The following is an 11,869-nucleotide window of genomic DNA, read 5'->3' as shown; positions in this document are numbered from 1 at the left end:
GACCCGGAGACACCATTGACTGATCTTTCAAGACTCATCCGCCCCCGTTCGATCGCCCTGATCGGCGCCTCTGACCGCGAGCACAGCATCGGCGAACGCACCTTGAGCAACCTGCTCGACCATTCCGAGTTCGACGGCCCGATCTACCTGGTCAATCCAGGCAAGGCGGAGATTCGAGGCCACCGTTGCTGGCCCAGCGTCGCAGCCCTTCCCGCCACCCCCGATCTGGCGGTGATCGTCGTACCCGCCTCGGGGGTGCTGACAGTCGCCGAGGAGTGTGCTGCCCGTGGCGTTGCATTTGCCATCGTGCTGACGTCGGGGTTCGGAGAGGCTGGAGAGGACGGTGAGCGAGCCCAGATTCGTCTCAAGGAAATCGCAGACGCGGGTGGGATGCGGCTCTATGGCCCCAACTGCCCTGGCCTCACCAACGTCAACCACCGGCTGGGGTTGACCTTCTCGCCCTCGTTCCCGCACGACCTGGTCAAGGGGCCCATCGGGCTGGCCACCCAGGGCGGCGGCCTGGGCCGCAACGTGATGCAGGCCATGGACCGGGGCATCGGCATCGGGCTGTGGGCGTCGACCGGCAATGAGGTCGATCTGCAGGTGGCCGACTTCATCCACTACATGGCCGATGCGCCCGACATCAAGGTGATTGTCACGCTGCTCGAAGGCATCAAGGACGGCGCCAAGTTTGTCGCGGCCGTGCAAAGGGCCGCCGCCAACGGCAAACCCGTCATCGCCCTGAAGGTGGGCAAATCAGCCTACGGCCAGAAAGCGGCCCAATCTCACACAGCCTCACTGACCGGCTCGGCCGAAGTGAACAGCGCGGTGTTCCGGCAATGCGGGGTGATCGAGGTCGACGACATCGACGAACTGGTCGATACCGCCTGGCTGTTTGCCCGCGCCACGCCTGGCCCCAGTGAAGGGGTGGCCATTTACACCTCCTCGGGTGGCACGGCCGCACTGACGGCGGACGCCGTGGGGACTTCAGGTTTGACGCTGGCCCAGTTCAGCCCTTCGACACTTGAAGTGCTGGGCACCGAACTCCCGGACTACGCGGCCATCGACAACCCGGTGGACACGACCGCGGCGGTGTTGAGTGACGCGGCGCTGATTGAAAAAACCTTGAGTGCCGTGGCGATCGATCCCAATCTGGGTTGCGTCATCGTGCCCATCGCACTGGACTACGGCAACACCACGATCCAACTGGCTCAAACCATCATCGCGGCACAAAAGGGGTGTCCAACCCCGATTGTCCCCATCTGGATGAGTGATCGCCTCGGCGAAGGCTATCGCATGCTGGTCGAAGCGGGCTTTGCGCCACCGCGCTCGGTGGGCAAGGGCATCAAGGCCATTCAGCGTTGGGTGGAATATGGCCGCTGGCGGCGTGAACACGGGGCCGACGCACCGATGAGCATCACGCCCGGACTGTCCCCGGCGGCATCCACGCGCTCCTTGTCTGAAGCCGAGGCCAAGCAACAGCTGGAAGCAGCAGGCATCCGCATGTTGCCCCGTGGCGTGGCGGGCACGGCGGACAAGGCGCTCTCGATGGCAGCCGCCATGGGCTACCCCGTGGTGGCCAAGATTGCCAGCGAGGACATCGTCCACAAATCCGACATCGGTGGCGTGAAAGTAGGCCTGCAAAACGAGGAACAACTGAAACAGGCCTGGCAGGACATCATGGAATCGGTCCGCCAGCATCGCCCCGACGCCCGCGTGGACGGTCTTCTGATCGAGAAGATGGCACCGCAGGGCGGGCTGGAACTGATGATCGGGGTCACGCGCGACCCGGTGTTCGGCCATGTCCTGACTTTTGGCATGGGGGGCATCTACGTGGAGATTCTGCGCGACGTGACGCGGCGCACCCTGCCCCTCCCCACCGGTGCGGCCAAGGCCATGATCCGCGAGATGCGCTGCTTTGCCCTGCTCGACGGTGCCCGGGGCCGGCCCAGGGCCGACCTGGCCGCCTTGGAAGACTTGCTCGAACGCATGTCGGACTTTGTTGTCCAGAACGCAAGCCGGATCGAAGAGATGGATCTCAACCCGGTGTGGATCGGCGCTGCCGGCGAGGGTGTGCTGCCGCTGGACGCCGTGATCATCGAACGCGCAGAGCCGGGAGCCTCGGCATGACGACGCAGGCCGAGGCCTCGCCGCTGAACGGCATCACCGTGATCGACTTCAGCGAATTGCTGCCGGGCCCCTTCCTGACCCAGAACCTGGCCGAACTCGGCGCGCGCGTGATCAAGATCGAGCGCCCACCACACGGCGACAACGCGCGCCTGCTGGGCAAAGGGGGCTTTGAGGCCGTCAATCGGGGCAAGCAGAGCCTGCTGGCAGACCTCAAGGACGAGGCCCAGAGGGAGCAGGTCCGGGCCCTGATCGCGGATGCCGACGTGGTGGTCGAGTCGTACCGGCCCGGGGTCATGGCCCGCCTGGGGCTGGACGCCGAGTCGCTGCGCCAGGCCCACCCTCGACTGATCTACGTGTCCATCAGCGGCTACGGCCAGTCAGGGCCCTGGGCCGATTTGCCGGGACATGACATCAACTACCTGGCGGCAGCCGGGGTTCTGGCGGTGTCGGGCCCGTCAGACGGCTCGCCGGCGCAGAGCTTTGGCCTGCCGGTGGCCGACCTGTGTGGTGCCATGTACGCCCTGAGTGCCACGCTCGCGGCCCTGCTGCAACGCGCCACCACGGGCCAAGGGCAGCACCTGGACGTGGCGCTGGCCGACTGCGTGATGCACTGGATGAACCCGCGCCTGGGTGCTTACCGGGCCGGTTCAATCCACACGGTGGCGGAACAACGGCATTCAACCCTGGTGAAGGCGGCCTACGGCGCGTTCCGCTGCCAGGATGGCCACTACCTGTCCATCGCGGCACTGGAGGACCATTTCTGGAAGCGCCTTTGCACGGTGCTCGACCTGGCCCCCTTCGACGGGGAGGCGCATCGCCATCACGAGGCCAGAAAAGCACAGGCTGATGCCATCAACCTCAGAATCGCGCAAGCGGTCGAGCGCTGGGACGCCCAGGCGCTGTTCGGCTTGTTGCAACAACATGACATCCCAGTCGCCCCGGTCGTCGCACCGTCACAACTCTCATCGCTGCCGCATTTCACCTTGCGGGAGAAGTTCGCGGCGGGAGACGTGATGCCTCTCGTGAAATTTCCTGTTCCCATGGCCGGCTTGAGTTCCGTCGAGATGGACGGGGCGCCCAAGCTGGGCAGTCTGACCCGGTGAGCTATGCCGCGGCCTCCCGGCGATTCAATGGATCGCCAGGCGGCCAGAGAATCAATTCAACGGCTTTGCGCCATGGAACCCCTATGACAAAGAAACTGCCCTTCATGGATCGCCTGACCGTGCCCGCCATCGCTGCGCCCATGCTGCGCGTCTCGGGCATCGAACTGGTGTCGGCTGCATGCGAATCAGGCGTGATCGGTGCATTTCCGACCGCCAACTGCCGGTCGCTGGACGAACTCGAAAGCTGGCTGCAGCGCCTCAGCGCCGAAACCAGGGCATCGCCCCAACGCGCGCCCCACTGCCCCAACCTGATCATGCGACGCGACCCCTCCAAACTGAAGGCAGAGGTCGAGCTGATCGTGAAGCACCGGACCGAGCTGGTGATCACCAGTGTCGGCTCGCCCGAAGCCGTCATCCCGATGCTGCATGAGGGCGGCTGCCTGGTGTTCGCAGATGTCGCCTCGCTGCACCACGCGCAACGGGCCATCGAGGCTGGCGTCGATGGGCTGGTCTTGCTGTCTGCGGGGGCAGGTGGCCATACCGGATGGGCCAATCCCTTCGCTTTTGTGAGGGCCGTTCGCAAGCTGTTTGACGGGCCCATCGTCCTCTCGGGCGGTCTGTCAGACGGGGTCGCGCTGCGGGCCGCCACCGTGCTGGGCTGCGATCTGGGCTGCATCGGAACCCGCTTCATGGCCACCCAGGAAAGCCTGGCTTCGCCAGCCTACAAGCAGATGCTGCTGCAAAGCTCGATCGACGACATCATGACCACGCGGGCGTTCACAGGCCTGCCTGCCAATTTTCTCCGGCCGTCGATCACGGGCGTCGGCCTGGACCCCGAGCAGCTGGATGAAGGCATTTCGGTCCAGGAAGCCCGGCGCCAATTTGGCAGTGGCGCCGACGGTGCCGTGATTCAACGATGGGCAGATCTCTGGAGCGCCGGGCACACCGTGTCTGGCGTGGAATCGTTGCCCCCGGTCGCCGAGCTGATCCGGACACTGCAGGCGGAATTCGAACACGTCTTCTGAAGCGCACGGGTCGCCCGCCATCACCGACCGTCACCCACGCTCAGACACTGCGCCCTCCGCCCCCGACCTCACGCACTGGCCAACAGCTGGCCCAAACCCTGTTGCTGCAGGGTCTGATAGAGCGAGAGCGCCTGCTGGGTGGCGCTGGGGGTCGATGTAGACGTGGATGAGGACGCCGCAGACGTGGCGGTGTCACCCGATGATGCGGTGCCTCCGGCCAGGCCCAGATCACTCAGCGACAGCTGGTTCTGGTACTGGGTGGAGAGATCGGCCAGGCTGCTCAGCAGGCTGACGGGGTCGCCCCCCAGCGAGCCAAGCAGGGTGGAGGTGCCGGCCAGATCGGTGTTTTGCAAGGCAAGGTTGCTGCTGCTGGACAGGCCCAGTGCGGCACTGGCCGCATCCGCCAGCGCCTGGCTGCCGCTGTTGCTGCCCTGGCCTGAGGCCTGCAGAGCCAGCGCATCAAGCTGTTGCAGAGACTGCTGCAGATCTGCCCCTGTACCGGTGGCGCTGCCCAGCAGGGTGGCGTTGTTCTGCAAGGCCAGGGCCTGATCGGAAATCTGCACCACCGTGCTGGACAAGGTGCCGGACGAGGTGCCGGAGGCCGCCGAATTGCCTTTGCCGGCCGCCCCCAGCGTCAGCAGCCCTGACTGGTACAAGGACTGCAGGTAGGGCAACTGGCTGGTGGCCGTTGACGAGGCGGCTGTTGAGAAAGCAGAAGACAGGCTCATGGCAGCAGAAGGAAGGGCGGGCCCGCACACCGATGAGGGCCCCTACCCTGTTCAGCCTAGGCGGGCCGCGCCGTACTTACCAGCAACTTTACCCAAGCGCCACCGCGTCCTGCTCAGGCCACTGCGCCTTCACCTTCAGGATCTCTGGCAGCAGGTCGATGAACAGCTGCACCAGCGCAGGGTCAAAATGCCGGCCCGACTCTTTTTGCAGCAGCTCGATGGCCTGCTCGATCGGCCAGGCCGCCTTGTAGGGGCGCTCGTTGGTCAGGGCATCAAACACGTCGGCAATCGCCACAATGCGGCCCTCCAGGGCGATGGCCTCGCCCTGAAGGCCTTGCGGGTAGCCGCTGCCGTCCCACTTCTCGTGGTGGGTCAGGGCCACACGGCGGGCCATCTGCAGCAGCGTGGAGGCGTGTTCGCCGATGATGGCGGCCCCCATCTCAGGGTGGCGGCGCATGATTTGCCATTGCTCGGCGTCCAACGGTCCGTTCTTCAACAGCACCGCATCGGGGATGCCGATCTTGCCCACATCGTGCATGGCCGCTGCGTGCAGCAACTCATCCGCGTGGTCGGGTGAGAAGCCCAGGGCCAGGGCCATGAGGCGGGCATAGTGGCTCATGCGGATCACGTGGCGGCCCGTCTCGTTGTCCTTGTACTCGGCCGCACGGCCCAGGCGCTGCACGATTTCGAGCCGGCTCTGCTTGAGGTCTTCCACCCGCACCAGCGACAGGTGGGTGCGCACCCGGGCCCGCACGATGGGCGGGCTGACCGGTTTGGTCACGTAGTCGACCGCCCCGGCCTCGAAGCCCTCGGCCTCGTGGCTTTCGTCGGCCAGCGCGGTGACAAAGATCACCGGAATGGCGGCGGTACCGGGCTGGGCCTTGAGCTGGCGGCAGACCTCCAGCCCGCTCAGGCCGGGCATCATCACATCGAGCAGGATCAACTGGGGCTGCTCCTGCTGGGCCAATTGCAGGGCCTTCTCGCCATCACGCGCAAACAGCAGGCGGTAGTCGGCCTGCAGAATCTGCTTGAGCACCTGCAGGTTGGTCGGCTCGTCGTCCACCAGCAGCAGGCAGGGACGGCGGTCGGGCAAAGGCTTGGCTGGGGTTGTGGCGGTGGTCATGTCGGGGTTCCAGGGGCGGGGGTGAGCCATTGCTGCAACAGAGCCTCAACCTGGCGCAAGGCACTGTCGAAGTCAAAACAATCGATCGCGTTTTGCAAGGCTTCGCGATGCTCGGCCCCCAAGGCCGTGCATACACGCTGCAGGGCCTCTTCGGCCAGCTCGCCTCGCTGTAGATGTTGCTGCAGTGTGCGCAGGTCTTCGGGCAGCAAGATGGCAGCCGTTGGCTCCACCACGGCTGGCGCCGCAGGCGCCTCGGGCAAACGGTCCAGCAGCGCCTGCATCTCGGCGCGCAGAGCGGCCCACTGCGCCTGGGGCCGGGCCAGGGCGCCTTGCTCCAATTCGGCGGCCAGGGCCTGCACGCGGGGCAGGGCCAGATTGGCCGCGGCGCCCTGCAGGCGATGCGCTGTGGCCCGCTGGACCAGTTCATCGCCCGGTGGCACCCCCGGTGGCAGCCCTCTGAGGGCCTCGGTCAGAAACTGGCGGATGCGGGTCTGCAGGGTCCGCACATCGCCCCAGAGTTCTGCGCCGCGGGCCCAGTCCACGCCCTCGGCCTGGCCGTCTGCAGCCTGCGGACCCGAGGCCGGCACCGCCGCAGCGGCCTGGGAGTTGATGGCCAGACCCGTGACACGCGCGATCTCAGCCAGCAGACGCGGCAGTTCGACCGGCTTCACGGCAAAACCATTCATGCCAGCGTCCTGGGTGGCTCGGCGGTCTTCCTCCAGCACACTGGCCGTGAGGGCCACCACCGGCACCGGGGAGCGGGCGTTCTGACGCTCCCATTGCCGCAGGCGCCGGGTGGCGGCCAGGCCGTCCAGCAGGGGCATTTGCACATCCATGAGGATCACGTCAAAAGACTGGCTCTGCGCCAGGGCCAGCGCCTGCTCACCGTCCGAGGCGGTGGCCAACTGATGCCCCAATCGGCCCAAGCGCAGTGTGAGCAGCTCCAGGTTCTGCGGCACATCGTCGGCCACCAGGATGCGCAATGGCGGCAGGCTCAGCCCTCCGCCTGCGTCATTCGTTGGGGCAGGCGCCTTGCCCAACGGGAGCGGCACCTGCACCGTGAAGGTGCTGCCCTGCCCCAGGGTGCTGCTGACGCTGATGTCACCGCCCATCAGCTGCACCAGCTGGCGGGCGATGGTGGTGCCCAGGCCAGTGCCGCCGAAACGCCGCGTCATCGACGCATCGGCCTGGGAGAAAGGATCGAAAATTCGCTCCAGGCGGTTAGCGGGGATGCCGATGCCGGTGTCAATGACCTGCACGCGCAGGCTCTGGCCTGAGTAGCCAATCACCAGGCCCACCTGCCCCTGCTCGGTGAACTTGATGGCATTGCCCAGCAGGTTCAGCAGCACCTGCTGCAGCCGCAGCGCATCGCCCACAAAGAACTCGGGCAGTTCATCAGGGTAGTCCAGGGTCAGGCCCAGGCCTTTGGCGGACGCTCCCAGGCGCAGGGTGGCCAGCAGATCGCGGCAGAGTTCGCGCAGCGAAAAGTCCCGCGGCTCCAGCACCACCGAGCCATGCTCCATCTTGGCCGTGTCGAGGATATCGTTGAGCAGGCTCAGCAGAGATCGGGCGGACCGGTTGATGATGTTGAGGTGTTGGCGCTGTGCCTCGCTGAGCTGGCTTTCCAGCACCACCTCGGTGAAGCCGATGATCGCGTTCATGGGGGTGCGGATCTCGTGGCTCATGTTGGCCAGGAAGGTGCTCTTGCTGGCGGCCGCCTGCTCAGCCTTGTCCTTGGCCAGGCGCAGGTCCAGCTCCATGGCGTGGCGCTCGCTCAGGTCGTTGACGAACTTGATGATGCGCCGCGGCGCCCCGTCGGCATCCAAAATGGGACTGTAGGTGGCATGGATCCAGATGTCCTTGTGGTGCTTGCCCAGGCGGCGGTATTCGCCGCCGCGGAACTCGCCGCGCCGCAGCGCCTGCCAATGTTCGGCGTAGGCCGGCCCAGCCACCTCTTCGGGCAGACACAGCAGACGGTGGTGTTGCCCGATCAGTTCGTGCGGTGAATAGCCCACAAGGTGAAAAAACTTGTCGCTGGCATTGAGGATGCGGCCCTCCAGGTCGAACTCAATCACCACCAGCGCCCGGTTGATGGCCTGCACCACACTCTCGAAGTCGGCGTTGCGCAGCTTGGCCTCGGTGATGTCCATCAGGATACCGTCCACCCAACGCTGCCGGCGCTGCGCGTCGCGCACGGCGGCCGAGGTTTCAGACACCCAGTGCTCAACGCCGCCACGGCTCAGCAGGCGGTACTCCAGGGCGCTAGCACCCGTCTCCGCCAGCGCTTGCTGGCGCAGGCGCTGCACCCGCTCACGATCGGCGGGGTGGATCAGTGCCTCCAGCTGCACCTCGCCGGCCATGAAAGCCACCACCGGCCACCCGGTGAGTGGCTCTGCGGCATCGCTGATGAACACCAACTCACCCCAGCCCCGCTCACGCTGGTAGACACAGCGGAAAGTGACCCCAGGAATGTTGGCAATGAGGCTGCGGTGCTGGTGCTCGCTCTCGGCCAGGGCGTTTTCGATGCGCTGGCGCTCGGTGAGGTCGGTCACAAAGGCCACCCACAGCGATTCATCGGCATCGGGGGCCTGGCCCAGGGCCAGCCGGATGGGCAACAGACGACCATCCATGCGCTGCGCGGTCAACTCACGCACCCCTGGCACCAGGCCTGGGTGCGCCGGCCCCTCCGGGTGATCACCAGCGCCACGCAGTTCGGGCAGCAACACGTTGATCGAAAGCCCCGTCAATTGGGCGGCCGGCGCGCCAAAGAGCTGCTCAGCCGCCGGGTTGAGCGTCAGGATCACCCCTTGCGGGTTCATGCTGATCACCCCATCGGCGGCCGTGTTCAGAATGGCCTGCAGCCGGGCCTGGCTGCGGGCCAGGTGCCGGTACACCTGGCGATAGCGCAACGCCGCATTGACAGCCGCCGTCATCGCGCAAATGAGCAGGGTGATCAGGGCGATGGTCAGCGCCAGGCTGCTGCTTCTGCCCAGATCCGCCACAAAGCCGGGCTCGTCCTGCCCCACAAAGCGGGCGGCCGCCATGGCGGAGTAATGCATGCCCGAAATCGCCAGCCCCATGACCCCGCCCCCCAGCGCGATGGCCTGCCCAGCCGTCAGCCGGCGGCGCCGTGCCAACTCGAAGCGGATCCACAAGGCCAGTACCGCCAGCCCCACGGCCACCCCCAGCGAGGCAGCAAACCAGAGCGGGTCGTAGCGCAGCACCGGGGCCATCTGGAGTGCGGCCATGCCGCCGTAGTGCATGAGGCCGATGCCGGCCCCCACCAGCGCCCCGCCCAACACCAGTTGCCCACGCCGCACCTGCCGCCGCGACAGCACCCAAAGCGCCACATAAGAGGCCCCCAGGCTGGGCAGCATCGAACCAATGGTGATGGCCGGCGAGTAACGCACCGTGGTGCACAGCTGAAAAGCCAGCATGCCGATGAAGTGCATGGCCCACACCCCGGCGCCCAAGGACAGCGCCCCCGTGCCCAGGGCGATGCGCGCCAGCCCCAACTGGCTGCTGCGCCGCGCAATACCCGCCAGTTGCAAGGCCATGGCCGACGACAGCATGGCCACCAGCACCGACAACAGCACCAGCCAGGGCTCATGCTGCCCTTGCAGAAGACCCGCGTCGGCAGGGCCGAAATAGAAGAAAGACGAGAGCAAAGCAGGTCCGTGACGAATCCAAAAATGTCATTTTGGCAAATTGACGAAAGCTTGAGAGATTCAAGGGCACTGCCACGGGATGGGGCATTCAAGATCAAGGCTGACCCAAGCCTTGGCGCAGCCCATGACGCTGACCGCTGGCCCTCCTTGAGACGATCAGGCCCGCGCAACTGGGTTGACGACCGCGTGCGGGCAGGCCAACCATGACCAGGCTGAGCTGCCTGGCGGCAGCCAGCACATCCTTGACGCAGGTTTCGGCATCACGATGCCTCGGCATCGTGAGGGCCAGGGCGGCCACGACGGTGCCTTGAACACGGCCGCATAGGGGATCCAGGCCCTGGCTCAAGACCGGGGCCCGCCTGCCCCGTGTCTCCGCTGCCATGTTGATCCCTGCAAAACACCCATCTCAAAGCTGGCTCATGCCGCCATCTGCAATGATCTCGGTGCCCACGATGAAGGCCGACTCCTGCGACACCAGGTGCAGCACGGTGGCCGCAATCTCTTCCGGGCGGCCGAAGCGACCCAGCGGAATCTGCGTCTGGATGCTGGTGGCCATGGCCTGCAACTGGTCCGCCGCCAGGCCCAGCTTGCCATACAGCGGTGTCGTCACCGGGCCCGGGCTCACCACGTTGACCCGCACCCCTTGCGGCAGCAGCTCGGCTGACAGGGTTTTGGCCAATGACACCAGCGCAGCCTTGCTGGCCGCGTAGACACTGGAATTCGGCATGCCGATGTGGGCATTGATTGAGCCGTTCAGAACAATGGACCCGCCTCGCGTCATCAAGGGGGCCAGGCCCTGGATCAGGAAATACGGGCCTTTGACATTGGTGTCGAAACTGCGGTCCCACAAAGACTCGTCGATTTGCGCGAACGGCCCGAATTGGGCCACGCCGGCGTTGATGAACACGCCATCGATCACACCCATCTGCGATTGCAGGCGGGCCACCAGCGCCGCCTGCGCCGACACCTCACCGGCATCGCTGACCCAGGCCAGCGCGTCGGGCCCCAACTCGGCTTTCACACGGTCGAGGCTTTCGACGTCACGGCCGGTGATGGCCACGCGAGCGCCCTCACGGGCGAAGGCGATGGCCGCCGCGGCTATTCCTGCAAATTAAAGTCGTAAACACTGAGTCAATGTTCATGCGGGCTGCAGCAGCATAGCGCCAACCGCTCACGACGCTAAAGTCGTAAACAGCTCTCAGCTTGCCTTCCGATGCATGCATTTCCCCTCTGCACCACAGGGTTTTGACATCACGATCCACGTCTGGACTTCAGGACGGCCTGCTGATAGGCATAGGTTTGCTCCTTGCTCACCCCTGTGCTGTCAAGTGTTGCCTTGCCATCGAGATCCAGAGTTCGAGCACAGGCTCATTGAGATCAGATGTTTCGTTCAATCCCTCGTAAAGCGCCATTCCACGCAGCACACAAAAGTTGAGTCTCAAAAACGTGGAAGCCTTGTCCAGATCTCCGTCCAGCCCTGCAACGCGGCGAAACATGTCATCGCGTGCCACAGTCCAGTTGGCCAGCAATTCTTGAAGCTTGGTGCGCAAAGGACCATCGTGCCGGGCAGCAAGCATGAGCTCGATGGCAGCAATGTAATCGGGTCGGTTGAAGACTTCCTGCCACAGGTAGCGCACAGTGTCCTCCAGCGTGGGAGTACCGTCGTTTTGGCTCATCAACTGCATCCGACGCTCTCTCCAGCCGTCGAGCAAGTATTCGAACGCAGCGGCCAAGATGTCGACCTTGGTTGGGAAATGATGGGTTTGCGCGCCCTTCGAGACCTGGGCGTGCTGTGCGATTGAAGCTGTCGTGACACGCTCATAACCCACTTCCGACAGGAGCTGCAAAGCCGACTCGCACAGCTTTTGGCGGGTCTCTCCACTGCGCTCCGCGTGACTGCGTCGAGGGGGCTTGCTCTGCTTGGCCTTCAATTCCGCTGATTCCGTGAGGTTCCTGTCCATCAGTCGATTGTCATCTTTGTCTCAGGCGTTCCCAGCGCTGACATGGAATTTTCCTCACACATTTACAAACCGTCTGGTCGGTTTGTATAATGGCAACCTGGAAGCCGTACCAGGCATCCGAAACCCCTCGA

Annotated in this window: 8 protein-coding genes; 3 read left to right on the top strand and 5 right to left on the bottom strand. The window is 65.1% G+C overall.

Annotated elements, in window-relative coordinates; translation table 11 throughout:
- Positions 1-15 precede the first annotated feature (15 nt).
- The 3 genes from AC3WUT_RS13335 (at position 16) to AC3WUT_RS13325 (ending at position 4,258) form a co-directional block, all read left to right on the top strand.
- The gene (locus AC3WUT_RS13335) at positions 16-2,130 is read left to right on the top strand and encodes an acetate--CoA ligase family protein (protein WP_492347551.1); all 2,115 of its coding nucleotides are present in this window, start codon (positions 16-18) and stop codon (positions 2,128-2,130) included.
- A complete protein-coding gene (locus AC3WUT_RS13330; protein ID WP_492347550.1) occupies positions 2,127-3,233 on the top strand; it encodes a CaiB/BaiF CoA transferase family protein in 1,107 nt (368 codons plus the stop codon). Before AC3WUT_RS13335 ends, AC3WUT_RS13330 begins: the two co-directional genes overlap by 4 nt.
- 83 nt (positions 3,234-3,316) lie before the next feature.
- Positions 3,317-4,258, top strand: coding sequence for an NAD(P)H-dependent flavin oxidoreductase (locus AC3WUT_RS13325; protein WP_492347549.1), 942 nt, complete (start codon positions 3,317-3,319; stop codon positions 4,256-4,258).
- Between the two features lie 68 nt (positions 4,259-4,326).
- Here AC3WUT_RS13325 and AC3WUT_RS13320 read toward each other — a convergent pair whose 3' ends face one another.
- From AC3WUT_RS13320 to AC3WUT_RS13300, 5 genes are all read right to left on the bottom strand, one after another.
- A complete protein-coding gene (locus AC3WUT_RS13320) occupies positions 4,327-4,986 on the bottom strand; it encodes a hypothetical protein (RefSeq protein WP_492347548.1) in 660 nt (219 codons plus the stop codon).
- 88 nt (positions 4,987-5,074) lie between these two features.
- The gene (locus tag AC3WUT_RS13315; RefSeq protein WP_492347547.1) at positions 5,075-6,109 is read right to left on the bottom strand and encodes an HD domain-containing phosphohydrolase; all 1,035 of its coding nucleotides are present in this window, start codon (positions 6,107-6,109) and stop codon (positions 5,075-5,077) included.
- Complete coding sequence (locus AC3WUT_RS13310; RefSeq protein WP_492347546.1) at positions 6,106-9,777, bottom strand: MHYT domain-containing protein; 3,672 nt, start codon at positions 9,775-9,777, stop codon at positions 6,106-6,108. Before AC3WUT_RS13310 ends, AC3WUT_RS13315 begins: the two co-directional genes overlap by 4 nt.
- 406 nt (positions 9,778-10,183) lie before the next feature.
- The gene (locus tag AC3WUT_RS13305) at positions 10,184-10,879 is read right to left on the bottom strand and encodes an SDR family oxidoreductase (protein WP_492347806.1); all 696 of its coding nucleotides are present in this window, start codon (positions 10,877-10,879) and stop codon (positions 10,184-10,186) included.
- Positions 10,880-11,087: 208 nt separating this feature from the next.
- Positions 11,088-11,738 (bottom strand): TetR/AcrR family transcriptional regulator, encoded by a 651-nt coding sequence (locus AC3WUT_RS13300; RefSeq protein WP_492347545.1) that lies wholly within the window; start codon positions 11,736-11,738, stop codon positions 11,088-11,090.
- Between the last annotated feature and the right edge of the window lie 131 nt (positions 11,739-11,869).

Source organism: Curvibacter sp. EU05-FHT14A10, assembly GCF_058791075.1.
The sequence above is the reverse complement of the archived record's forward strand: the minus strand, read 5'-3'. Positions and strand labels throughout refer to the sequence as shown.

What these genes read in the sequence shown, in the direction of transcription:
- AC3WUT_RS13330 (WP_492347550.1), top strand. Translation starts at nt 2,127, where the DNA reads ATGACGACGCAGGCCGAGGCCTCGCCGCTGAACGGCATCACCGTGATC.
- AC3WUT_RS13320 (WP_492347548.1), bottom strand. Translation starts at nt 4,986, where the DNA reads ATGAGCCTGTCTTCTGCTTTCTCAACAGCCGCCTCGTCAACGGCCACC.
- AC3WUT_RS13315 (WP_492347547.1), bottom strand. Translation starts at nt 6,109, where the DNA reads ATGACCACCGCCACAACCCCAGCCAAGCCTTTGCCCGACCGCCGTCCC.
- AC3WUT_RS13300 (WP_492347545.1), bottom strand. Translation starts at nt 11,738, where the DNA reads ATGGACAGGAACCTCACGGAATCAGCGGAATTGAAGGCCAAGCAGAGC.
- AC3WUT_RS13325 (WP_492347549.1), top strand. Translation starts at nt 3,317, where the DNA reads ATGACAAAGAAACTGCCCTTCATGGATCGCCTGACCGTGCCCGCCATC.